This window comes from Streptomyces sp. N50 (genome assembly GCF_033335955.1).
GTDB lineage: Bacteria > Actinomycetota > Actinomycetes > Streptomycetales > Streptomycetaceae > Streptomyces.
This window is the reverse complement of the sequence record NZ_CP137549.1, coordinates 5,007,101-5,030,737: the sequence shown is the minus strand read 5'-3', so window position 1 is coordinate 5,030,737 and position 23,637 is coordinate 5,007,101. Positions and strand designations below refer to the sequence as shown.

Annotated in this window: 20 protein-coding genes, 1 tRNA gene and 1 pseudogene; 2 read left to right on the top strand and 20 right to left on the bottom strand. The window is 69.5% G+C overall.

Annotated elements, in window-relative coordinates; genetic code table 11:
* Window positions 1-16: 16 nt before the first annotated feature.
* The 12 genes from R2B38_RS22455 to R2B38_RS22400 form a co-directional block, all read right to left on the bottom strand.
* Window positions 17-1,471 (bottom strand): terminase large subunit domain-containing protein, encoded by a 1,455-nt coding sequence (locus tag R2B38_RS22455; protein ID WP_318017844.1) that lies wholly within the window; start codon window positions 1,469-1,471, stop codon window positions 17-19.
* Window positions 1,468-2,010 carry a hypothetical protein gene (locus tag R2B38_RS22450; RefSeq protein WP_318017843.1) on the bottom strand — a complete coding sequence of 181 codons (543 nt, stop codon included), beginning with the start codon at window positions 2,008-2,010 and terminating at the stop codon, window positions 1,468-1,470. Before R2B38_RS22450 ends, R2B38_RS22455 begins: the two co-directional genes overlap by 4 nt.
* A gap of 83 nt (window positions 2,011-2,093) precedes the next feature.
* On the bottom strand, window positions 2,094-2,297 hold the full coding sequence (locus tag R2B38_RS22445) for a hypothetical protein (protein WP_318017842.1): 204 nt from the start codon (window positions 2,295-2,297) through the stop codon (window positions 2,094-2,096).
* On the bottom strand, window positions 2,294-2,497 hold the full coding sequence (locus R2B38_RS22440) for a hypothetical protein (protein WP_318017841.1): 204 nt from the start codon (window positions 2,495-2,497) through the stop codon (window positions 2,294-2,296). The genes R2B38_RS22445 and R2B38_RS22440 overlap by 4 nt, the downstream gene beginning before the upstream one ends.
* Window positions 2,494-2,958 carry a VRR-NUC domain-containing protein gene (locus R2B38_RS22435; RefSeq protein WP_318017840.1) on the bottom strand — a complete coding sequence of 155 codons (465 nt, stop codon included), beginning with the start codon at window positions 2,956-2,958 and terminating at the stop codon, window positions 2,494-2,496. Before R2B38_RS22435 ends, R2B38_RS22440 begins: the two co-directional genes overlap by 4 nt.
* A 40-nt stretch (window positions 2,959-2,998) precedes the next feature.
* Complete coding sequence (locus R2B38_RS22430; protein WP_318017839.1) at window positions 2,999-3,904, bottom strand: ParB/Srx family N-terminal domain-containing protein; 906 nt, start codon at window positions 3,902-3,904, stop codon at window positions 2,999-3,001.
* Window positions 3,901-5,268, bottom strand: a complete 1,368-nt coding sequence (locus tag R2B38_RS22425) for a hypothetical protein (RefSeq protein WP_318017838.1) — start codon at window positions 5,266-5,268, stop codon at window positions 3,901-3,903. Before R2B38_RS22425 ends, R2B38_RS22430 begins: the two co-directional genes overlap by 4 nt.
* A 413-nt stretch (window positions 5,269-5,681) precedes the next feature.
* Window positions 5,682-5,882 (bottom strand): hypothetical protein, encoded by a 201-nt coding sequence (locus R2B38_RS22420; protein WP_318017837.1) that lies wholly within the window; start codon window positions 5,880-5,882, stop codon window positions 5,682-5,684.
* Window positions 5,879-6,289 (bottom strand): hypothetical protein, encoded by a 411-nt coding sequence (locus tag R2B38_RS22415; RefSeq protein ID WP_318017836.1) that lies wholly within the window; start codon window positions 6,287-6,289, stop codon window positions 5,879-5,881. The genes R2B38_RS22420 and R2B38_RS22415 overlap by 4 nt, the downstream gene beginning before the upstream one ends.
* 423 nt (window positions 6,290-6,712) lie before the next feature.
* Window positions 6,713-7,717: a ParB/RepB/Spo0J family partition protein gene (locus R2B38_RS22410; RefSeq protein WP_318017835.1), complete on the bottom strand. Its 1,005-nt coding sequence runs from the start codon at window positions 7,715-7,717 to the stop codon at window positions 6,713-6,715.
* 238 nt (window positions 7,718-7,955) lie between these two features.
* On the bottom strand, window positions 7,956-8,111 hold the full coding sequence (locus R2B38_RS22405; RefSeq protein WP_318017834.1) for a hypothetical protein: 156 nt from the start codon (window positions 8,109-8,111) through the stop codon (window positions 7,956-7,958).
* Window positions 8,112-8,340: 229 nt separating this feature from the next.
* On the bottom strand, window positions 8,341-9,258 hold the full coding sequence (locus tag R2B38_RS22400) for a recombinase family protein (protein ID WP_318017833.1): 918 nt from the start codon (window positions 9,256-9,258) through the stop codon (window positions 8,341-8,343).
* A 442-nt stretch (window positions 9,259-9,700) separates the two neighbouring features.
* On the opposite strand from R2B38_RS22400, the pseudogene R2B38_RS51345 reads away from it, so the two are divergent.
* Window positions 9,701-10,021, top strand: a pseudogene (locus R2B38_RS51345) (IS5/IS1182 family transposase); the annotation flags it as partial.
* Here the strand turns inward: R2B38_RS51345 and R2B38_RS22395 are convergent.
* The 3 genes from R2B38_RS22395 to R2B38_RS22385 all read right to left on the bottom strand — a co-directional run bounded on the left by R2B38_RS22395 (window position 10,002) and on the right by R2B38_RS22385 (window position 11,260).
* Complete coding sequence (locus R2B38_RS22395; RefSeq protein ID WP_318017832.1) at window positions 10,002-10,403, bottom strand: metalloregulator ArsR/SmtB family transcription factor; 402 nt, start codon at window positions 10,401-10,403, stop codon at window positions 10,002-10,004. The pseudogene R2B38_RS51345 and the gene R2B38_RS22395 overlap by 20 nt on opposite strands.
* On the bottom strand, window positions 10,400-10,858 hold the full coding sequence (locus tag R2B38_RS22390; protein ID WP_318017831.1) for an SRPBCC domain-containing protein: 459 nt from the start codon (window positions 10,856-10,858) through the stop codon (window positions 10,400-10,402). The genes R2B38_RS22395 and R2B38_RS22390 overlap by 4 nt, the downstream gene beginning before the upstream one ends.
* A gap of 201 nt (window positions 10,859-11,059) precedes the next feature.
* Window positions 11,060-11,260 carry a DNA-binding protein gene (locus tag R2B38_RS22385; protein WP_318017830.1) on the bottom strand — a complete coding sequence of 67 codons (201 nt, stop codon included), beginning with the start codon at window positions 11,258-11,260 and terminating at the stop codon, window positions 11,060-11,062.
* 356 nt (window positions 11,261-11,616) lie between these two features.
* Here R2B38_RS22385 and R2B38_RS22380 point away from each other — a divergent pair, with 356 nt between their 5' ends.
* Window positions 11,617-13,206 (top strand): tyrosine-type recombinase/integrase, encoded by a 1,590-nt coding sequence (locus tag R2B38_RS22380; RefSeq protein WP_318017829.1) that lies wholly within the window; start codon window positions 11,617-11,619, stop codon window positions 13,204-13,206.
* A gap of 299 nt (window positions 13,207-13,505) precedes the next feature.
* Here the strand turns inward: R2B38_RS22380 and R2B38_RS22375 are convergent.
* From R2B38_RS22375 to topA, 5 genes are all read right to left on the bottom strand, one after another.
* Window positions 13,506-13,579: transfer RNA gene (locus R2B38_RS22375), tRNA-Thr, on the bottom strand.
* Between the two features lie 130 nt (window positions 13,580-13,709).
* Window positions 13,710-15,356 carry an alpha/beta hydrolase gene (locus tag R2B38_RS22370; RefSeq protein ID WP_318017828.1) on the bottom strand — a complete coding sequence of 549 codons (1,647 nt, stop codon included), beginning with the start codon at window positions 15,354-15,356 and terminating at the stop codon, window positions 13,710-13,712.
* A gap of 167 nt (window positions 15,357-15,523) precedes the next feature.
* On the bottom strand, window positions 15,524-16,729 hold the full coding sequence (locus R2B38_RS22365) for a DNA polymerase III subunit delta' (protein ID WP_033286340.1): 1,206 nt from the start codon (window positions 16,727-16,729) through the stop codon (window positions 15,524-15,526).
* Between the two features lie 121 nt (window positions 16,730-16,850).
* Entirely contained in the window at window positions 16,851-20,171 is a 3,321-nt protein-coding gene (gene tmk / locus R2B38_RS22360; RefSeq protein WP_318017827.1) for a dTMP kinase, read from the bottom strand.
* Window positions 20,172-20,307: 136 nt separating this feature from the next.
* Window positions 20,308-23,148 carry a type I DNA topoisomerase gene (gene topA, locus R2B38_RS22355; protein ID WP_318017826.1) on the bottom strand — a complete coding sequence of 947 codons (2,841 nt, stop codon included), beginning with the start codon at window positions 23,146-23,148 and terminating at the stop codon, window positions 20,308-20,310.
* Window positions 23,149-23,637 lie beyond the last annotated feature (489 nt).

Below are 23,637 nucleotides of genomic sequence, written 5' to 3'. Positions count from 1 at the left end.
CTTGAGCGGGACACCATCACCGTCTACCAGCAAGCCGGCCATCCGTCGGCGTTGAAGGTGCGCCGGCCACTCCGGCGTCGAGGAAGAGGTCCGTGAGTGCCCACACGCAGGAGTCGAGGAGGTCGGGGGACTTCTCCTCGTGCTCGGAGGCGCCGACGTACGTCGTCATCTGCTCCTCGAGCGCGGCGAAGGCACGGGGCGTACCGACGTGTGTGATGCGGGACTGCTCATAGAGCATCGCCACCGGGGCCGCCCGCGCGCGCTTGTTGCGGGTGGCGTGGACGATGCGCCACTGGACCGTGGGGTCGACCTCGGTGAGGAGGGCGGGGAGGTACTCGCCGCCGTTGTTGGCCTCGATGACAACGCAGTCGGCCTGGTGCTCGTGGTACAGCGCCGCAGCTCGGCGCATCGCGGCAGTCGGGGTGTAGCGGTCCTGCTCGGCCTGGAGGACGTAGCCGCGGGGGCGGCGGTCACCGTACATCTGCTCCAGCGGGTAGGAGCGGCCGGCCACGGTGAAGGCGGTGAAGTCCGCGCTGTCGGTGGTGGTGACCGCCGGGTCGACGGCGACGACCACGCGCTCCAGAGGCGGGACCGCGTGGCTGGCGACGCGGAAGCCCTCGACCTCGAACATCCACTGCTTCCACAGGGCGCCTTCGACGTCTTCGAGGAGTACGCCGTCGAGTTCCTGGCTGCCGAGACGGGTGCCGCCGTACTCGGAGTCGAGTTCGGCGAGGGCGGCGTCGGAGAGGTTGGCGCGGTTGTCCTCGGTGCGTCCGGTGGTGAGGACCACGGAGGAACTGGAGCGGCGGCCGCGCTCTACGAGGCGTTTGACGTGCGGGAGCGGCTTGGGAGTGGTGGAGATGACGACCTGCGGGCTCGGTGCTTCGCGCAGGCAGAACCACAGCATGTCGTACACCGACTGGGCGGTGTGGCGGTTCCAGGCGGCGTACTCGTCCAACCAGCCCTTGTCGAAGGCGAAGCCGCGGAGGTTGTCAGGGGTCTCGGCGCCGAAACCGTAGATCGCGGAGCCGTTCTTGAGGCGGAGGATGGTCAGGCCGTTGCCGGGGCTGTAGCGGCGGATGTCCTCGGGTGGGATGACAGACAGCAGGCCGGACTTGGGGGACTCGAAGCAGATCTCCTTGACCAGGGTGGCGTTCTTGGCGACGACGGCGATCATCGTGCCGGGCGTGGTGACCCACTCGTGGACGGTCTGTGATGCTGTGCGGGTTTTCCCCCAACCTCGGCCCGTGAGCAGCATCCAGGCCGCCCAATCCCCGTCGGGGACGCGCTGTGCGGCACGCGCGTGATGGTGAAGCCAGCCTTCGTGGGGAAGCCCGTCGCAGGCCGCGCGGTCGCAGGACCAGCGGCGGGCGGAGCGGGCGTCGGCTTCGATCAGGGCCGTGATCTCGGCGTGCAGTTGGACGTCGGAGATTCCGGCCGGGTCCGGGAATCCGGCGAGCCGGTCGGTCACCGCGGCTCACCGCCCAGCGTGCCGATCCGGGATTCGAGCTCGCGGCGCAGCTGCTCCATGCGGGCGCGGCGCTCCTCGTCGCTCAGCTCGCTCACGTCGGGAAGGTCCGGGCTGTCGCTCGTGGTGACGGCTTCGGCGAGGTCCATCCCGTACGCCTGCCGCTCAAGCCGGATGGTGACCTCCAGCCAGCGGATCACGTCGGCAGGGCTGAGGCGGGACGGGTCGAGCTGCTGCAGCTGGACGATGATCTTCGACTGGGCGGCGGTGGCCAGCCGGGCGTGACGGCGAGCGACCTCGCGCGACGCCTGATGACGCTCGGCCCTCCAGAGCCGGTCCTGCTCGCGGTCGAACGCCTCGACGCGGATGACCCACTGATGGTTGGTCGACCAGCGCTCGACCAGGGTGCGGGCCTTGCGGAGGGTGTCGGCGACCTTGCTGATGCTGCGGGACAGCCCGAGGTCGCGGTAGCAGGCAAACGCCTCCCATGCGGCGGCCGATTCGCCCGGCTGCCGCTCCCATGCCTCGGGGCGCTCTGCCATCCGTTCGGTGCTCCTACCTCGTTCCGCTCCGTCCTTGTGTGACGCGGCTGTTCACAGCTACGTAGGGCCCGTTCGCCTCGCTGTCAGTCGGCCGTCTCGCCACGCAGGCTCAGGTCGAGAAGGCCGAGGTACGCCAGCAGGTCCGCACAGTCGGCACGGCGTTGGGCGCGGCTTCGGCCGGTCGCCCGGCCGGCGGCCTGGAGGGCGGCCTTGCGGCGTACGTCGTCTGGCAGCGGGGTGACGGAGACGGTGCGCTCCCAGGAGGCGCCGTCCTTGGCGAGGTTCACTGGGCGTCCTCCGCGGTCACGTCGTCGGGTTCCAGCTGTCCGTCGAGGAGGCGGACGAGCTGGTCGGCGAGGCGCAACGGTTCGTCAGCAAGGTGTTCGGCCAGGGTGCGGGCCAGGCGCGCGGCAGCCCGGTGGACGGTGACCAGGTGGTCCATCTCCGCGTGGAGCCGGTTGAGTTCGACGACAGACGGGCTGTTCACGCGGCGGGCCCCCTGAAGGTCGACGGCAGTACGGCACGCTGGCGGGCGGGGCCGAGAACACACAGCACGGTGGGGAGATCGCGGGGTCGCCACAGCGCGACCTCGAAGCCGCTGCTCGCCAGGTGCGCGAGCCAGACGCGCTGGGCAGGGCGGATACGGCCGGTGTCGGTCTTGAAATCGACGAAGAGCGTGCGCTGTTGGGCAGGGTTCCCGAAGACCTCGTCCGGCCAGCCCGGGTCAGAACGGCGCGAGTCCGCGGTGTGGTACTGCAGTGTCCAGCCGTAGCGGGTCGCGATCTCGCGGACCTGGCGGCGCCACTGCTCCTCGTCCGCGCCGACCGCTCGATCAGCGGAGGTGGCGGCCACGGGGAACCGTTCGGCTTCCACCCGTTCCAGCGGCCCGTACCGTTCGGCGAGCAGCTTGCGGTACAGCGCGTCGTTCGCCGTCCGGGCGGTGCTCATCGGTCACCCCGCACCTGGATGGTCTGGACGTCGGCGTGGCTCACGCGGCACCGGCCAGGTAGTCGGCCGCCCACAGCTCCAGGGCCCGCCAGCGCTGCCCCGGCTCGATGTCGCCGTGGTGCTCCATACGGTCGATGGCCCGCTGCACGACCGCCGCGGCGTCGACCGGCATCGTGCGCGTGGCGAGCACCGTCTCGATCGGTGCTGTGCCCTTGCGCGTGGCGATCTGCTCGTCCGGGTCGTACCAGCCCGCGGCGAACTCCCCGAGATGCCTCTCGACGACGGTGAGGAGAATCGCGAAGGCGGCGGCGACGTTGCCGATGTTGTGCGCGCCCTTGGTGGTGTCGAGGGCGTCCAGCACGCTCTCGTACTGGTCGATGCGGGCCAGCCAGCGCGCGTCCGCCGAAGCCGCCTTGCGCGCGTTCTCCAGCGCCTTCTCCGCGGCTGCCTTCTCGTCCGGCAGGAAGACGATCTGTACGGTCGCGAAGTCCAGGTTGGCCTCGGCAAGGCTTGGGACGGTGACCTCTTCGAGGAGCTCCAGCATCTTGTCGTCCAGACCGGAGTACAGGCGCATGGAGACGTCCTCCAACTCCTCGTACAACGCCTTGAGAGTGGCCGGGTCGTCCTCGCCCGTGATCGCGTTGTGGGAGAGCTGGAGGGCGATCTGCCGCTGCCTCGGCAGGGGTTCGGTGATCTCCAACCAGAAGATCCGCTCAAGGCCCGCCTCGATCGCGGCCTTTGTACGGTGATTGCCGGACAGCACGATCCGACGGCCGCTCTCGGCGTCGTTCCACACCAGCGGCGTGGAGGTCAGCGCCCCGTCCTCCCGTACATTCGCGACCAGGCGCTGGAACTGCTCGTGCCGCATGAAGCGCGCGTTCACGTCCAGCAGCGTCAGATCACGCGGATCGCCCTCGACCATGTGGGGCTTGATGGACTCCGTCACTGGGCCTGCTCCTCCTTCGATCCTTCCGCCTTCAGCCCGTCCGCTCGTCCGTGCTTGCTCCGCCACTGCGCGAACCCGTCGGCGAGCGACCAGCGGCCCAGCTGTGAGCCGTAGTCGAGCTGGTAGCGGTACGCCGGATCGGCGGAGTCCTTGCGCGAGTTGAGGCGCAGCAGCCCGCGGTACTTCATCGACACGGGCCGCTGTGTGAACGCCGTCGTGTTCAAGCGCGTGAGCCGGGTGTTCATGGCGCGCTGCGCGAGGAACTGCGCCTCCGTCGACAGTGCCGCGTACAGCACGAGCTTCGCCAGGCGCCCGTACGAGGTCGGGGCCACGGGGAAGTCGGAGAGCAGGTACACGTTGTGCGGGTCGTACTTCGGCGTCGCGTACGCGAACGCGCCTGCCACGACCCCGTCCACCAGGACCGCGAGCGCCATCGTCGGGGTGCCGGGGCGGATGTTGTGGTTCATGTACTGCGAGCGGAGCGTCGCGAACTGCCCCATCGTCAGCGGCGCCAGCGTCAGCTGCTCACCCAGTCGCTGCCCCGGTGTCAGCCGCGGAGCCTTCACCATCTCCAGCCGCTGGTTGGGCCGCACGATCCGCGAACGCGCCACCGACGAGTACACGTTGATCGGCACACCACGGTTGGCGGTCTGCACCTGCCCGCGCAGCTGGCCGGCGAGTTCGTCGACGTCGAAGTGCAGGCCCAGCACCCAGTGCGGCCGGTCGGTGATGCGCTCGATCAGGGTTTCCTTCGCCGCGTCGTCCAACGTCGGGTACTCCGGGGCCGGCCAGTCCAGGTGCTTGTCCAGGGCCGCGAACTGCGACTCGTAGTCCCCGGCGAAGAACGGCGGGAACGCCACCACCGGTGCCTCCGGCGGGACTTGCTCGGCCAGCCACTGGTTGACGTCCATCGCCGCGTACGACGCGAGCCGCAGCGGCAGCGCCTCGATCTTCGCGACCGTCTTGGCGTGCAGCTCGGGGAACTGCTGCTGGTACGCGCGGAGCATCCGCCCGTAGTACGGGTGGGCTCCACGGCCGATCCACTGGAAGAAGCGGGAGCCGAGCATCACCACGGCGAGCGTGCTGGCCCGGCCATCCATGTAGGGGGCCAGCCAGTCGAGTTCGCCGTACGACTCGGGCCGGATCGTGATGGGCAGTTCCCGCCCGGCGAGGTACCAGCCGATCGCGGAGGAGTACAGCTGTACGTCGCAGCCGTGCAGCCGGAACCCGGCATCGTGCAGGACGCGTTCGATGGTGAAGTTGCCGGAGCAGCCGACGTAGATGTCCTCGGACTGGCCGGCCCAGGTGGCCGTGTGCTCGTGGATGATCGCGCGGAGGTCTGCGGGGATCGAGCCGTGGAACACCGGTCCTCCCCAAGCGAGTTGGTCGTTCTGAGTTCGTAGTTCGTCGTTCGCTCTCGAACAGGTGGGATGCGGGCCCGGAGGGGCAGGGGGCTGGTCCTGCCGTGCCGGGCCTCCTCAGGAACCAGGAGGCGCGGGGGACGCCTGGAGGGGTTTGGTTCCGTGGCTGGTCGGCTCCACACCACATACCTGTGTGGACGCATCCTCGAGCGCCGGGCCCGACTCGAACGGACTCCTCCCCACCGGGGGCGGGGCGTGCTGCCTGGTGCACTACCGGCGCGCGGTGGGCTCAACCGGGAAGATCACCCCCACCGACACCTTGAACCCATCAGACACTCAACCGTCTCAACATATGTGACGGGCGCTTGATCGCGCCCGCCACACATCCAACACCCCTCAGACCGGGGCAGATCCGGCTACTCGCCGGCGTCCAGGGCTTCCAGCAGATCCATCGTGCCGACCGGGTCCGGCTCGACGCTCCCCGGCTTCACCTTGGCCTTCGTCGGCCCAGGCTCGAACAGCTCCATCTGCCCCGGCGGCGTCGGCCTCGGAGGCGGCCCCGCCTCGAAGTCCTCGCGCTTCATCCGCACCCAATCGGGACGCACGCCATCGCTCACAGCAACACTCCTTGCTCGTACGCCGGCCCCAGCGGGCCGAGTTCCCGCACCTGCGCCCCGGCCTGCTCCCGCCACCACGTGGCGAACATCCGCCGATGGCACCACGCCCCCGGCTTCGCCAGGTCCTCGAAGCACAGCAGCACCAGCCGTAGATCCCGTCCCACGACCGCGATCTCCTGAAACCGCGGCCCGAAGAAGTCGACACCGAAGCTGTCGAGCTGCGCCCGGTAGGCCCTCTCGAAGTCCGGCCGCGGCGACCCGAAGTACTCGCGACTCGGCGCCGCCTCGCGGACCTGATGCTCCAGCACATACGGCAGCGTCCACCTCGGCGCGGACAAGGTGATGCGCACCGGGGTGCCCATGGCGGACTCGAAGCCCTGATACCTGCATGTGAACAGTTCGAACATGCTCCTCCTTCACGCCGACCCGCACCGCCACACAGCGGACGGTCGGGGTCCGACCCCTTGTCGCGCCCATGGCGGGCGACCGCACTTCGGGCACCTTGCCCATGGCGCCACCGGAGCTGATCACGAGACGCGGGTCACGGTCCACCACGCCCATCGCCCCTCCGCGCCGCCAAGGAACAAGAATATTGCCGATATCATTTTATCTCGAATGAGATTCAATCGTCAAGTGTCTACTATCGCGCGAGTTGCAGCTCCCACCTCCAGAGGCGCGACCCACGCCCCACGCCTGGACCGAGCCGCCACACCCCACTTCCACCCCACTTTCGCCCCACCGCAGGGCGGGCCCAGGCCCCGGAACACCAGTGGCCGGGGCTCCCGCCTCACGGAAGCACCGGCCACCAAGCCGTACGCAGAGCAGCGGGATCAGGCCGCCGCCTCCAGGTCGGCCTCGACCTCCACCTCGGTGAGCTCCACCTCCGTGGGCTCCTCCTCGTCCGCCTCGGGCTCGACCTCCAGCTCAGGGCGCACGGTCAGCTGCTTCGCCTCGGACATGGCCTTGGCCTTGCGCAGCTTCTTCGCCACCTCCGCCGCCGCCCTGCGGACCCGGTCCACCGCGTCCAGGTGCTTGCCCACCTCGCCCTCGAAGAGCTCCGCCAACTCGGTCGGGGTCAGCTGCGACAGCTCCTCCAGGAGGGTCCCGGCGCGCTCGACCTGGTCCACCTTGGACTTGGCCTGCCTGCGCTCCTTGGACTTCTCCTCCTTCTCCTTCTCCGACAGTTCCTTCTCGGAGAAGAAGCCCTCCTGGTCCTCCTTCATCCGCAGGGCCTGCGCGAAGGTGGACGCGTCGGTCTCGGTCTTGAAGTCGCCCTTCATGTACCGGGTGACGGCGACCTTCTGGTTGGCCGGCGAGAGCTTGGACAGGTACCAGGCGAAGTCCGCCTTGATCTTGCCCTCGGCGACCAGCTCCGCGATGTCGGTCGTCAGGTTGAGCAGGTCCATGCGCCAGACCACGTAGTCCTTGGTCTTGCCGAACAACTCCGCGATGCCCTGCGCCACATACCCGAGCCCGACCAGGTCCGCGTACGCCTGCGCCTCCTCCATGAGCGTCATGTCCGCACGCCCGACGTTCTCGGAGATACTCATCACGAACGCCTTCTCGTCGTCGACGCTCGACACGACCTTCGCCTCGATCGTCTCGGCACCCTCGACCAGGTGCATCGCCCGCCACCGGCGCTCGCCCATCACGATCTGGAACGTGTCGCCGGCCGGGCGGACCACGATCGGCTGGAGCTGGCCGACCGACCGGAACTGCGCGGCCAGTTCCTCCAACTTGGTCTCGTCGAAGAACTTGCGGGGCTGGTCGGGGTTGGGCTCGATCTCACCGAGGGGGATGGCCATGACTTCGATGCTCGCCTCGTTGACGCTCATGTCGCTGACTCCTCGCACTCATCGGACTCGCAGGAGGGGTTCCTGTGAGGTGATAACTACATTTTATTGTCAGTCAACTTTGACCGTCAAGTTTGATTTACTTTTAAATTCGCGCAACCATTCGATATGACTCGGAGTCAAACACAACGCCCCGACCCTCCAATGGAGTGGCCGGGGCACCTTCTCTGCCTAATTGAGTTGCGCGCCTGACTTTGATCCGTTCCAACACATGTAGAACCTAGTCATCAGAGTCGACCTCAACGTCCGCCCCCATCAGCACCTTGAGGATCTCCCCATACCGCCACAGGTCCTCGGCGGATGGCTCGCCCCCACCCCCGTCATCCTCCTGCGGCTCATTGCCACCCCCGCCGTTCGGCGGGATGCCCCGTTTCACGCGCTCCTCCTGCCCCATGGCGCGACCATGCGACAGTCCGCGCCCCGATTCACCCTCCGGCACGCATCACCCATCGGCGCCACGATCGGTGACCAAGCGTTACACGGAGCGCAAGATCGTCAGCCTATGCCGCTCCCCACAGGAAGGCAACAACTTGTGTGGGAACAAACCAAGGCCATCTAAAATCTATCGGCCTCTGTGAACCAGCAAGCAGAGTCCGCCAGTTGGGCTATCGCCACTCGATGTCGAACCTGGCCTCATCGAAGCGCCGTGACCCGCGGACAGTTGCCGGACCCACGCGCACTTCGGCTACGACGAGTTGCACCAGCGCGCGCCTCTGCTCCCTGCCGGCCGTCGACGTCCACCACTTCTCCAGCCCGTCAGGCGTCAACTCCGGCAGCTCCTCAAGGGCTTTACCCCGGCGCACCAACGCCATGGCCTCCTTGCGCTTGCCGTCGAGTGCCGCCTTGGCCTCCTTGAAGTCCGCCAGCGTCAGGTCCTTCACGCCGTACGCCCGGGCCAACTCCGCCTTGTGAGCGGTGAGTTGCTCCAGGAAGACGGCCGCTTTCTTCGCTTCCGCCGCGAACTGGTCCCGGACCACCCCGAGCCACTTCAGGCGCGCCTTGTCCTTCAGGTGCGCGAGCACCCGCTCGCCGATGTACTCATCCAACGGCTCCGCGGAGATACGCACCTTGCCGCAGCCCTCGGTCTCGCAGACGTATCCGCGCCCGCCGTTCGCTGTAGACCGGGACACCAGAGCGCTCCGGCACAGTCCGCAGGTGGCGATGCCGCCCGACAGGTAGTGCACGTGCTTCGGCTTGTCGCCCTGGCCGCGCTCGTTGCGCGTGAACAGCTCCTGCAGCGCGTCGAAGGTCTCGCGGTCGACGAGCTTCTCGGCCGGCCCCTTCACCAGTTCGCCGTCGGCGTTCTCCCTCAGTCCGGCGATCGCTGGATTCCGCAGCCTGCGACGGAGCGTCGTCGTCGACCACGGCCTGCCCGACACCGTCGGACCCGCGTTCTCCGTCATCCAGTCCGCGGTACTCGCGAGCGTCTGCTCATCGAGGAGACGCTTCGCGGCTGCCGCCAAGTAGGCGGCTTCCTCGGAAACGGCGGTGACGCCGTCCGTTTCATGGCCGTAGGCCCTCATACATACTCCAGCCCATATCCCCCGACATGTCCCCACACACAGGGTATGCCAAAACCCATCACTGTCACCCCGACAGGTGAGGTGCTCGTGTATTGGGTTTCACCAGCCCGAGCGGACCTTACACGCAACAGTTCCGGATGTGCAGACTCGTAGTCTGCCAACTGAAAGTTGGCATAGTCACCGCCGGTCCACTACGTGACACTGAGCATGCGCACGCCGCGATCGACCGACTCACCTGCGGCGACGCCCCCGCGCACAAGCCCGTTCCCTGGCGGGTGCTCTCGCTCACTGTTTCCCCGGGGAACACGTCGTCGGCGTTGCTTGAGGAAACACGGCAGTCGGTCTCCTCAATCGACAGTCCGTCACCATCAGCCGACAGCACCGGACTTCAGATCGATCGCTCCACCTCTGACGGACCAGACAGGTGTTTCCCGCGGGAAACACCCAACTGATCCCGCTCCTGCAAGCCGTGCCACCGGTGCGGGGCAAGACCGGTCGGCCCCAGCGCCGCTCGGACGTCGTGTTGGCCGACCGCGGCCACGACCACGACCACGACAAGTACCGCCGACTCGTCTGGGACCTCGGTGTGAAGCCACTGATCGCCCGCCGAGGCCCCGAGTATGGCTCCGGGCTCGGCGCCCAACCCTGGGTCGTGGAGCGCGCGTTCGCTCATCTGCACTGGTTCCGCCGCCTGTGGATCCGCTGGGAGATCCGCGAAGCCTTCCTCACCCTCGGGTGCGCGCTCATCTGCTGGAGGAGACTCTGCATTGCGACGGGTTCGTGGGGTGGCATGCGGGATTCAGGGGCCCAGTGGCGCCTTCCGCCAGGGCCTTGATGGCGTTGAGGCGGTGTTCCCACTGGGTGGCGAGGGTGGCCATCCACTGCGTTGTCTGCTTCAGCGGTTGCAGGTCGGCTTCGTAGCGGACCTCGCGGCCGGCCCGGTGGGCGCGGACGAGCCCAGCGCGGTCCAGGACGGCCAAGTGTTTGGCCACCGCCTGGCGGGTGACGGGCAGGCTCGCTGCCAGGGATGTCGATGTGGCGCCGCCTTCGCGGGCAAGCATGGCGAGCACTTCTCGACGAGTCGGGTCAGCCAGGGCTACCAGCACATGCTCGGAGACCTGATCGTCATCGGCGGTGCGGGTCATGCCTTGGTCGGTTCGCAGACCGCGCGCAGTTGGTCGAGCTTGCCGGGCCAGTTCTGGCTGTTGGCGCGGTGACGTTCGGCAGCCTCGTCGGTTGGCAGCCCGAGTCGCGCGAAGCCGCTCTCGATCAGGGCGAGTTGGGTGCCTCCGGTGGAGTCATCTTCGGTCAGGGTGAACTCGACCAGGGTGGCATTGGTATCGTCCGGCTCTTCGCCGGCGGCGCCTTGAGACCACCGCCAGGAGAAGACCCGTGGTGGCTCGACGGTCTCGATCCGGGCGGGAATGACGCCATGGACGCCGTGGTCGAAGACGAGAAGACCGCCGGGGCGCAGGTCGATCTTGACTGGCTCTCCGTTGCCGAACCAGCGACCGAGGAAGGTGGGTTCGGTCAGCACGGACCACACCCGCTCCACGGGGGCGTTGATCGCGATGGTGCGTTCGATCGTGTCGTGGATCATTGCAACCTCATCTCGTCCGGGCCTGCTACCTCAAGGTCGCACACTCATCACCCGATGCGCAACCAGTTGGTTGCTCATCGGGTGACGGGTCCCAGCGTGCCAGATCCACACCGCTCATCTCATTAGGAGTTTCAAGCCGAGCGGTAGTCGACTCCACAGCAGCGCCGGGTTCAGGAGGAAAACGCCCTGTCGCGCCCCCATCTACTTCGACTCCACCCCGAGCGCCACCCACAACTCCGCGGTCAGGACTCTGCGGTTGCCCTTGCCGTACTGGTGGACCTTCACCGGGAACTCTCCGGCGTTGATCAGCTCGTACGTCGTGTTCCGACCCAGGCCGAACGCCCTGCCGGCGGTCAGGACATCGATCGCGACCGGCAGCGACAGCACTTCCGCTCGGGTCATCCCGGCACCATCGCCAAGCACCGCTCCACCCTTGGCCGAATCTCGACGATCACTCATGTTCAGGCTCTCCCATCTCGCTCCCGCGCCTCCCGAACAGTCCCGGCCGTGCCTAGAGTCTCTCCAGCGAGGGCACCAAGATCCTCGTCCGCCCAAACGGGCTGCACGCAAACTCAACTGCCGCCACATATGTACGAGCGCCCGGCGCGTGTGAGCCCGAGCAGATACCAGCCAGCTTCCGCCACTACCAAGCCGTTCATCTGCATCGACATTATCAAGGAGACATTGAACCGTCTCCACATATGCTCGACGGTGTTCGGGATGCCGCCGACACCGATCGACACAGGAAGGGAAGCAACGTGTTCAAGGGGTCCGTCTACAAGCGATGCACCACATGCAAGGGGCCGCTTGTAGACGCAAAGGGAAAACCCGTCCTCGAAGAGGACGGCACTCAGAAGATCGGCGAACTCGGAACGCAGTGCCCCGCGCTCAAGCGACGCGACCACGGATCCTGGTACTACTACGTCGAGTTGGAGCCCGGCCCCGGCGGAAAACGGCGCAGACCCCGCAAGGGCGGCTTCGCCACCAAGAAGGACGCCGAGGACAAGGCACAGCAGGTCTGGGACCTCGCGCAGGCCGGCATCGACGTCCTGTCCGACGAGACCATGAGCCAGTACCTACGGCGCTGGCTCGACGGCAAGCAGCGCATCAAGCGGTCCACCCGCCACAGCTACGAGGACTACCTACGGCTGTACTTCGTCCCGCAGCTCGGGCACATCAAGCTCCGCGACCTGCGTACCCGGCACGTCGAGGACATGTTCACGGCGATCCGTACGGAGAACGAGACCCGGCTCGCCAACCAGACCGCCGCCACCCTCGCCCGCGCCGCCGAACGCGCGGCCCACAAAACGTGGCGCGACGCCGAAGCGCCCCGCCTGCCGGAACTCCGCAAGAAGTGGAACGAGGCGAAGCAGAAGCTGAAGGAAGCGCTGGCCAAGCCCCGCCGCCCCACCGAGGCTGGTACCCAGACACGTATCAAAGTCGCCCTCAGCTCGGCACTGGAGTCCGCGCGCAAACAGCGCACCATCTCCGACAACTGGGCCGCCTACGTCGACCTCCCCTCCTACCGCCCGCCCAGGCCGATGGTCTGGACAGCCTCGCGCGTCACCGCCTGGCGCAAGACGGGCACCAAGCCGAACTCCGTGATGGTCTGGCGCCCCGAACACACCGGCCAGTTCCTCGACTCCGTCGTTCACGACCGGCTCTACCCCCTCTGGCACCTCATCGCCTTCCACGGCCTGCGCCGCGGCGAGTCCTGCGCCCTGTCCTGGGGCGAGGTGGACCTCGACGAAGGCGTCATCCACATCACCGAGCAGATCGTCGCCGTCGCGTACGAGCCGTACGAGGACACCCCGAAGACCGACCAGATCCGCGACATCACCCTCGACCAGGACACCCGCGACCTCCTGCGCTGGTGGAAGGCCCGCCAGGAAGCCGAGCACGCCACAGCCCTGGAGAAGAAGAAGCCCTGGGAGGACAGCGGGCGCGTCTTCACCATCGAGGACGGCACCGTCTACCACCCGCAGTTCTTCTCCGACCGCTTCGAGCGGCTCTACAAGAAGGTCAACCTGCCGCCGATCCGCCTGCACGACCTCCGCCACGGTGCCGCCACCATCGCCCTCCTGGCCGGCGTCCACATCAAGGTCGTGCAGAAGAAGCTCGGCCACTCCTCGATCAAGGTGACCGGCGACATCTACACCAGCGTCCTCGAAGAGGTCGAGAAGGAAGCCGCCGAGGCCACCCTCGCCGCTGTCCCCCGAGCACGCAAGAAGATCCTCCAGGAGCCCGAGGAGGACGAGAAGGACGACAGCGCGACCGAGGAAGACGCGGAGGAACCGGAGGAAGAGGAGACCGACGGGGACGAAGGCACGGCCGCGGCAGCCGCCTGACGTACCCGCACACAGCCAACGGGCGAGCCCAGGACTCACATCCTGGGCTCGCCCGTTTCGTATGCCTGCTGCCGCCAGAGCTGGTCGCCGGTGCCATCTGCACGCTGGCGACCGGCACTTGGCCTCTCAGCCAGGCAAGGCACATCCGATGATCGTTCCGCACTGTGTCCCCGGTACGTCCCCGGAAGACCCGTATCGCTCACGCAAGAGGCCCCGAGACCTCGCAGCCGCACACCCCAGAAGGTCAAGGAAAAGCAAAAGCCCCAGGTCACGGCGAGTGAGTCCTGAGGCTTCGGCAGAGCCGCCTTCGGGATTCGAACCCGAGACCTACGCATTACGAGTGCGTTGCTCTGGCCATCTGAGCTAAGGCGGCGCGCTGTCCACACCATGGTGCGATCAGCAACGTCGGAAAGTCTACACAGTTTCCGGGGGTGCTCCGTACACCCCCCGGAAGCACCCCCGGAGGCACCCCGCCGCCCGCACCGACCCGCACCCCACCAACGCTACGAACACCGCTTCCCCTCCCCCGGCACCCTCCCCCGCAGCACATACGCATCGATCGCCGAGTCGACGCACGCACTACCCCGCCCATACGCGGTGTGCCCATCCCCCACATACGTCAGCAGCCGCCCCGAAGAGAGCTGGCGGGCAAGGGACTGGGCCCACCGGTACGGCGTCGCCGGATCCCGGGTCGTGCCGACGACCACGATCGGGGCGGCGCCCTTCGCCTCGATGCGGTGGGGTTCGCCCGTGGCCTTGACCGGCCAGTACGCGCAGTTCAGGGAGGCCCAGGCGAGGCCGTCGCCGAAGACCGGGGACGCCTTCTCGAAGGCGGGCAGGGCCTTCTCGACCTGGTCGGTGGTCGAGAACGCGGCCGGGAGATCGAGGCAGTTCACGGCGGCGTTGGCGAACATCAGGTTCGAGTAGCGGCCGTCGGCGTCACGCTCGTAGTAGCTGTCGGAGAGGACGAGCAGCCCGGCGCCGTCGTTCTCCTTCATCGCCGCCGTGAGCGCCTCGCGCAACTGCGGCCAGGCCGCCTCGTCGTACATCGCCGCGATCACGCCGGTGGTCGCGAGCGCCTCGCCGAGCTTGCGGCCGTCCGCGTCGCCGGTGGGGATCGGGTGCGCGTCGAGTTTCTTGAAGAACGCCTTCAGGTTGTCGCCGACCCGATCGGGCTTCGTGCCCTTGCCGCCGAGCGGGCAGTCGGTCTGCCGTACGCAGTCCTTCGCGAAGGACTGGAACGCCGTCTCGAAGCCCGCCGTCTGGTCGAGGTTCATGCGGCGCGCGGGCAGGGACGGGTCCATCGCGCCGTCGAGGACGACGCGGCCGACCCGGTCGGGGAAGAGGCCCGCGTACGTCGCTCCGAGGAACGTCCCGTACGACGCCCCGACGTACGTCAGTTTCCGGTCCCCCAGCACCGCCCGCAGGATGTCCATGTCCCGTGCCGCCTCGATCGTCGAGACATGGCGCAGGACGTCGGGCGAGTGTGCGCCGCAGCCTTCCGCGAACTTCTTGTACGCGGCGACGAGTTCGGTGGTCTCGTGCTGGTCGTCGGGGGTCGTGTCGGTCTGCGTGAACGTGTCCATGGCCCGCCCGCCGAGGCACTCGACCGGCTCGCTGCGGGCGACGCCGCGGGGGTCCATCGCGACCATGTCGTAGCGGGCGCGGACCTCGGCCGGGTAGCCGATCCCGGCGTACTGCTGGAGATAGCCGACCGCCGAACCGCCCGGCCCGCCCGGATTCACCATCAGCGAACCGAGCGGCTTGCCCTTGCCGGTGGCCTTCTTGCGGGCGACCGCGAGCCGGATGTCCCCCGCCGTGGGCTTGGCGTAGTCCAGCGGCGCCTTCATCGTGGCGCACTCGAAACCGGGGACACCGCACGTGTGCCAACTGAGCTTCTGCCCGTAGTACGACGTCAGCGTGGACGGCGTCGCCTGCGGCAGCGCGGCCAGCGCCACGTCCGCGGCCGGACTCGTCGCCGGTGTCGAACTCCCCGAGGAACACGCGGTGGACACGAGCAGCGCGGCTACGGCGAGCAGCGTGCCGCCGGTCCGACGGGTGCGGGGGCTTCCGTGGCTTCGACGGTCCTGGCTGGGCTGACTCGGCTGGCTACGCTCGCTGGGCCGGCGGAGGGGGCGCCTGATGTACATCGACCGAGCGTAACCCTGCGCGATCACGTGAATGCTCTGCGCGCATGATCCGCCCCGGACGAGTTACACCGTCAACCTCGCGCCCGAAAGGCCGTCCCAGCACTCTCACGCCCGAAAGGCCATCCCAACGCTCGGCCCAGGGCTCGGCCCGCGTTCCAACCCGCCCCTCACCCCGCTCTGAGCGCCAACGTCATCGCCTCCACCGCGAGCAGCGGCGCCACGTTCCGGTCGAGCGCCACGCGACACGCGCCGATCGCCTCGATACGGCGCAGCGTGGACTCCGGGGAACCGGCGCGCGCGAGCCGCTCCAGCGCGTCCTCGGCATCCGCGTTGGCGATCGCCACTCGCGAACCGAGCTGGAGGGCGAGCACATCCCGGTAGAACGCGGTGAGGTCGGTGAGCGCGAGGTCGAGACTGTCGCGCTGCGTACGCGTCCTGCGGCGCTTCTGCTTGTCCTCCAGGTCCTTCATCACCCCGGCCGTGCCCCGCGGCATCCGGCTGCCCTGACCGCCGCCCATCGCGGCCTTCATCTCCTCGGTCTCCTTGTCGTCCACCTCCTCGGCCAGCTGCTTCGCGTCCTCGGCCGCCGCGTCCACCAGCTCCTGGGCGGCCTTGAGGCACCCGCCGACGTCCTCGACCCGCAACGGCAGCTTCAGCACGGCGGCCCGGCGCTCGCGCGCGGCCGGGTCCGTGGCCAGTCGGCGGGCCCGGTCGACATGCCCCTGCGTGGCGCGCGCGGCGGCCATCGCCACGGCCGGTTCGACGCCCTCCCGCCGTACGAGCAGGTCGGCGACGGCGTCGACCGAGGGCGTGGTCAGGTTCAGGTGGCGGCAGCGGGAGCGGATCGTGGGCAGGACGTCCTCGATCGAGGGGGCGCAGAGGAGCCACACCGTGCGGGGGGCGGGTTCCTCCACGGCCTTGAGGACGGCGTTGGCCGACTTCTCGTTCAGCCGCTCGGCGTCCTCGACGAGGATGATCTGCCAGCGGCCGGTCGCCGGTGAGGTGAAGGACTTGCGGACCGTGTCCCGCATGTCGTCGGCGAGGATCTGCGTGCCGACCGCGGCGACCGTGGTGACGTCGGCGTGGGTGCCGATCAGCGCCGTATGACAGCCGTCGCAGAAGCCGCACCCGGGGCTGCCGCCGAGCGCGCGGTCGGGGCTCACGCACTGCAGGGCGGCGGCGAAGGCTCGCGCCGCCTGGTTGCGTCCCGCGCCGGGCGGCCCCGTGAACAGCCAGGCGTGCGTCATCTTCGACGCCTCCGGCGGGGCCGTGCCGGTGGTCGCCGCGGTGACGAAGGCGTCGGCGTCCCGAGCGGCGGCATCGAGCTGCTCGCTCACCTTCTCCTGGCCCACCAGGTCATCCCACACCGTCATGGGTCACCGGCCCTTTCGTCACGTTTCGAGTTACGCGATCCATTGTGCGGGCCACCACTGACAACGGGGGTCGGGGAGCGGCTCGGGGGGGGCGAAGCACGGGTCGACGCCCCCACTGGCGTCAGCCCCTGCGCCCCCGGCCACGTCCCCGCCCGGTGCCGTCATCGTCCCGGCCGAAGTCGCCGTCCTCGCGCGGGCCGAGCAGTTCGTCGGCCAGCGAGGGCAGGTCGTCCAGCGGAGTCTCCTCGGCCCAGTCGGGACGCGGCCGGCGCCGGGGCGCACCCTGCTCGTCGACCTGGGGCAGCTCGCGGGTACGGTCCTCGCCGTCGCCCTGACCGGCCGGACGCTCGTCCCGGAAGAAGCCCGCGGGCACCCGGTCCGACGACTCCTGGTCGCGCACCGGCGGCAGCACCGCGGTCTCCTCCGCAGCACCGACCGGCGGCAGCACCGCCGTCTCCTCGGCAGCGGACACCGGGGGCAGTACGGCCGTCTCGTCCGCGGCCCCGGCAGGAGCGGGCGGCTGCGGCAGCTCGGCCGTCCGCTCGGAGTCGCGCACCTCGGAACCGGACGCCTCGGAGTCCCCGGACACCGACCGCAGTACGGCCGTCTCGTCCCCGGAACCAGAACCAGAACCTGAACCAGAACCGGATCCTGAATCGGAGCCGGAACTCACCGGCCGCAGCACAGCCGTGTCCTCCGCCGACCGCCCACGCGCACCGGCACCCGCGCCCGAACCCGGCTTCACCACCGGCGTCGGCACGGTCGACGCCTCAGGCCTGGGCTCCGGAGCCGCAGGAGTCACAGGAGCCGTCGGCTGTCGAGCCGCCCGCTCCGCTGCGGCCGCCGCCTCCGCCGCCAGGCGGCGGGCCTCCTCGGCCGCGAGCAGGGCCGCCTCGGCCTTGCGCTGCTTCTCCAGTCGCCGTGCCTCCGCCTCGGCGCGCAGCCGGGCCTCGTCCTCGGCCTGCCGGCGCAACCGGTCGGCCTCCGCCCTGCGGCGGGCCTCCTCGGCGGCGCGGGCCTCCTCCTCGGCGAGGAGGCGGGCCTTCTCCTCCTCGGCACGCCTGCGTGCGTCCTCGGCGCGCTGCCGGGCCTCTTCCGCCTGGCGTTCGGCCTCGCGGCGCTGGGCCTCCTCCAGCTCGCGCCGCTTGCGCTCCTCCTCCTCGGCGCGCAGCTGGGCGAGCTGCTCCTGGCGCTCGCGCTCCAGGCGCTCCTCCTCGGCCTTCCGCGCGGCCTCTTCCTCGGCCTTGCGGCGGGCCTCCTCCTCGGCGGCCTTGCGCGCTTCCTCCTGGGCCTTGATCTCGGCCTCGGAGAGCGGCAGGACGGTGTCGAGGCGGTGCCTGATCACCGTGGTGACGGCTTCGGGCTCCTGACCCGCGTCGACCACCAGGTAGCGGCTCGGGTCGGCGGCGGCCAGCGTGAGGAAACCGGACCGTACGCGCGCGTGGAACTCGGCGGGCTCCGACTCCAGTCGGTCCGGCGCCTCGGTGAACCGCTCGCGGGCGGTCTCCGGGTCCACGTCCAGCAGAACGGTCATGTGCGGGACGAGTCCGTCCGTGGCCCAGCGGTTGATGCGGGCGATCTCGGTCGGGGACAGGTCCCGGCCGGCGCCCTGGTAGGCGACGGAGGAGTCGATGTAGCGGTCGGAGACGACGACCGCGCCGCGCTCCAGAGCCGGCCGTACGACGGTGTCGACGTGCTCCGCGCGGTCGGCGGCGTAGAGCAGCGCCTCCGCGCGGTGGGACAGTCCCGCCGACGACACGTCGAGCAGGATCGACCGCAGCCGCTTGCCGACCGGGGTCGCGCCGGGCTCGCGGGTCAGCACGACCTCGTGTCCCTTGCCCCTGATCCACTCGGCGAGGGCCTCGGCCTGGGTGGACTTCCCGGCGCCGTCGCCGCCCTCCAGGGCGATGAAGAAGCCGGTGCTCGCGGGCACCGTGTCGGGGTCGTCGCCGCCGAGCAGCGCGTCCCGCAGGTCGTGCCGCAGCGGCACTCCGGCGCGGTCGTCGACCTTGGCCAGGACCAGCGCGGCGACCGGCAGCAGCAGGGCGCCGACCAGCATCAGCGTGAACGCGGCACCGCCGTGCGCGAACACGAACTTGCCGTTCTCCAGGCGGTGCGGGCCGATCAGCGCCGCCACCAGGGGGGCGATCAGCGCGCCGAGCGCCACCGCGACCCGGACGACCGCGTGCAGGTGCTCGGTCGTACGCGCCCGGCGGTAGTCCTCGGCCTCCTGGTCGAGGAGGGTGTGCCCGGTGTTGGCGGCCACGCCCGCGCCGATGCCGGCGAGCGCGACGATCAGCAGCACGGTGGTGAGGTCCGGGACCAGGCCCGCGGCGAGCAGCGCGATGCCGGTGAAGGCGATGGCGAGCGTCAGCAGGCGGCGGCGCGACAGCGTCGGCAGCAGGGCGGGCGCCGTACGGATGCCGACCACGACCCCGCCGGTCAACCCGAGGACCAGCAGCCCGAAGGTCACCGGGCCGCCGTGCAGATCCTGGGCCTGGAGCACGGACACCGCGACGGCGGCGGAGATCGCCCCGGCGACGGCCGCGCAGGCGACCACGAGCAGCGCGATCGCGCCCGTACGGCCCTTGTCGACGCCGGTGCCCGTCCTGGGGCGGCGCAGGCCTTCGAGCGGCGACCGCGCGCGCGGGGTGCGGATTCCGGGCAGTTCCAGGGCGGTCAGCACGGAGAGGGACGCGGCGAACAGCCCGGCCGCGACGTACGAACCGAGCGCGGCCTGGTGCTGGTCGAACCAGGCGACGCCCGTGCCCAGCAGGTTGTTGAGCAGGGCCGCCACGACGAGGGCGGCGGCCGCGAGGGGGATGGTCACGAAGCTCGTGCGCAGCGACAGCCGGCGCAGCGCGTCCATGTGGTCGGGCAGCGGCCGGACCGTGGCGCCCTCCAGCGGCGGGGCGGGCAGCAGGGCGGGCCCGGCGCTCTCGCGGCACACCGTCCAGAAGCGCTCGGCGACCCCGGTGACGAAGGCGGTCACCAGGAGCACCGCCAGTGCGTTGTCCGGAGTCCAGTCGATCCACAGGGGGGCGACGATCAGCAGCGCGGCCCGCAGACCGTCCGCGCCGACCATGGTCCAGCGCCGGTCGAGCGGCCCCTCCTGGGAGGTGAGCGACGTGAGCGGGCCGAGCAGCACCGCCCCGAAGAGCAGCGTCGCCAGGATGCGCGCCCCGAAGACGGTCGCCACCGCGAACGCCACACCCCGGTAACCACCGCCGAACGAGCCCTGGGCGATGGCCGCCTGGAAGGCGAGCACGACCAGGACCAGCAGGGCGAGGGTGTCACCGACACCCGTCACGAGCTGTGCGCTCCACAACCGCTTGAGCTGCGGCTGGCGCAGCAGGGCGCGGACGGCACGCTCGCGGGAGTCCGCGACAAGGGCGTCGTCGGGGGCCGGCTGGTGGGCCGTTGGCTGCTCGGCTGGCGTCATGCTTTCAGCCTATCGGCAGCCACCGACAACAAGCCGCGCCCGCCCGGACCTGCGCACGCCCCGACACCAAAGTGATGCCGGGGCGTTCGTTTCGCGACCCTCTGGTGCAGGAAGCGTGCGCTCCCCAACCGTCCGATCAGTCCTCGGACGTCACCTTGGAGGTGGCCGTCTTCTTCGCGGTCGCGGTCTTGGCGGCGGTGGTCGTCTTCTTGGCGGCCGTCGTCGTCTTCTTCGCCACGGCCTTCTTGGCCGTCGTCGTCTTCTTGGCGGGCGCCTTCTTGGCCGCCGTCTTCTTCGCCGGGGCCTTCTTCGCCGTCTTCTTGGCGGGCGACTTGGCCCGCTTCTCGGCGAGCAGCTCGTAGCCGCGCTCCGGGGTGATCTCCTCGACGCTGTCGCCGGAGCGCAGGGTCGCGTTGGTCTCGCCGTCGGTGACGTACGGGCCGAAGCGGCCGTCCTTGACGACGACGGGCTTCTCGCTGACCGGGTCGGTGCCCAGTTCCTTCAGCGGCGGCTTGGCGGCGGCCCGGCCGCGCTGCTTGGGCTGGGAGTAGATCTCCAGCGCCTCTTCGAGGGTGATCGTGAAGAGCTGGTCCTCGGCCGTCAGCGAGCGGGAGTCCGTGCCCTTCTTCAGGTACGGCCCGTAGCGCCCGTTCTGCGCGGTGATCTCCACGCCCTCGGCGTCCTTGCCGACGACGCGCGGCAGCGACATCAGCTTGAGGGCGTCGGCGAGCGTCACCGTGTCGAGGGTCATCGACTTGAACAGCGAGGCCGTACGCGGCTTGACGGCGTTCTTGCCGGTCTTCGGGGTGCCCTCGGGGAGCACCTCGGTGACGTACGGGCCGTAGCGGCCGTCCCGGGCGATGATCTGGTGGCCCGACTCGGGGTCGGCGCCCAGCTCGAAGTCGCCGCTCGGCTTGGCGAGCAGTTCCTCGGCGTGCTCGACGCTGAGCTCGTCCGGCGCCAGGTCCTCGGGGACGTCGGCGCGCTGGTGGTTCTCGGAGTCCTTCTCGCCGCGCTCCACGTAGGGGCCGTAGCGGCCGACGCGCAGCATGATGTCGTTGCCGACCGGGAAGGACGACACCTCGCGGGCGTCGATCGCGCCCAGGTCGGTGACGAGCTCCTTGAGGCCGCCCAGGTGGTCGCCGTCGCCGTTGCCCGCCTCGGCGGCGCCCGTCGCCTCGCCCTCGCCGAAGTAGAAGCGCCGCAGCCACGGCACGGCCTGCGCCTCGCCGCTGGCGATGCGGTCGAGGTCGTCCTCCATCTTGGCGGTGAAGCTGTAGTCGACGAGCCGCCCGAAGTGCTTCTCCAGGAGGTTGACGACGGCGAAGGACAGGAAGGACGGCACCAGGGCCGTGCCCTTCTTGAAGACGTAGCCGCGGTCGAGGATCGTGCCGATGATCGACGCGTACGTCGACGGGCGGCCGATCTCGCGCTCTTCGAGCTCCTTGACGAGGCTCGCCTCGGTGTAGCGGGCCGGGGGCTTGGTGGCGTGCCCGTCGACCGTGAGTTCCTCGGCGGTCAGCGCGTCGCCCTCGGAGACCTGCGGCAGCCTGCGCTCGCGGTCGTCCAGCTCGGCGTTCGGGTCGTCGGCGCCCTCTACGTAGGCCTTCAAAAACCCGTGGAAGGTGATCGTCTTGCCGGAGGCGCTGAACTCGACGTCCCGGCCGTCGGACGAAGTGCCCGCGATCTTCACGGTGACGGAGTTGCCGACCGCGTCCTTCATCTGGGAGGCGACGGTCCGCTTCCAGATCAGCTCGTAGAGCCTGAACTGGTCGCCGGCCAGGCCGGTTTCGGCGGGGGTGCGGAAACGATCACCCGAGGGGCGGATCGCCTCGTGCGCCTCCTGGGCGTTCTTGACCTTCCCGGCGTACACGCGCGGCTGGGCCGGCAGGTAGTCGGCGCCGTACAGCTGCGTCACCTGGGCGCGGGCGGCGCTGACGGCCGTCTCGCTCAGGGTCGTGGAGTCCGTACGCATGTAGGTGATGTAGCCGTTCTCGTACAGCTTCTGCGCGACCTGCATGGTGGCCTTCGCGCCGAAGCCGAGCTTGCGGCTGGCCTCCTGCTGGAGCGTCGTCGTACGGAACGGGGCGTACGGCGAACGTCGATACGGCTTCGACTCGACGGACCGGACGGCGAACCGCGTGTCCTCCAGGGCGGCGGCCAGCGCGCGGGCGTTGGCCTCGTCCAGGTGGAGGGTGTTCGCGCCCTTGATCTGGCCCAAGGAGTCGAAGTCGCGGCCCTGGGCGACGCGCTTGCCGTCGACGGCCTGGAGGCGGGCGACGAGGGTCGACGGGTCGCTCGCGTCACCGGCCCGGCCGGTCCCGAAGGTGCCGGTCAGGTCCCAGTACTCGGCGGAACGGAACGCGATGCGCTCGCGCTCCCGCTCGACGACGAGCCGGGTGGCGACGGACTGGACACGGCCGGCCGACAGGCGCGGCATGACCTTCTTCCAGAGGACCGGCGAGACCTCGTAGCCGTAGAGGCGGTCGAGGATGCGGCGGGTCTCCTGGGCGTCGACCAGGGGCTGGTTGAGGTCGCGCGGGTTGGCCACGGCGGCGCGGATCGCGTCCTTGGTGATCTCGTGGAACACCATGCGCTTGACCGGGACCTTGGGCTTCAGGACCTCCAGGAGGTGCCACGCGATGGCCTCGCCCTCGCGGTCCTCATCGGTGGCCAGGAAGAGTTCGTCGGAGTCCTTGAGGAGATCCTTGAGCTTCTTGACCTGCGCCCGCTTGTCGGCGTTGACCACATAGATCGGCTCGAAGTCGTGGTCGACGTCCACACCGAGGCGGCGGACCTCGCCGGTGTACTTCTCGGGCACCTCCGCGGCGCCGTTGGGAAGGTCGCGGATGTGCCCGACGCTCGCCTCGACGACATATCCGGGGCCGAGGTAGCCCTTGATCGTCTTCGCCTTGGCAGGGGACTCGACGATGACGAGTCGGCGGCCGCCGTGTGCGGTCTCGCTGGTCGGGGACAACTTCGCTCTTCTCTCCGGTCGACGCTGGGGCCTCCCCCGGGCAAACGGCTCCGGGGAGGAGCAGGTGCGTCTCCGCGTCGTTCGGTCCGTGCTCTCGGTGGCCGGCGGGAGGTCCTCGTAGCGGAGCTACCAGGGCCTTCGACCGGTGCGGCGAGAGTGCGTGCCGGGCGGCGCGGGGACGTGCCTGCATCTCCCCGGGATCGCTTGGTCCCGAGGTCGGGTCATGGTGACGCTGCGGAGTGTGACGGTACATCCCGCCCCCGTGTCAAACGGGAAAAGCCCGCAACGGCCACTCGAACGGTAACCCGACTACCGCCATTCCTGCCGCCCGGAGTCCCCACGGGCCTTTTCCGGGCCATCCGGAGGGTGATCTCCTGGTTGCCCGCCGACCGTCCGCGCCGCGGCTCCGGCGCGCTGCTCAGACGTGCAGGAAGCACCAGGTTCCGAGGAGCAGGGCGGCGATCGCGGCGAGGCTCGCGAGGGTCGCCG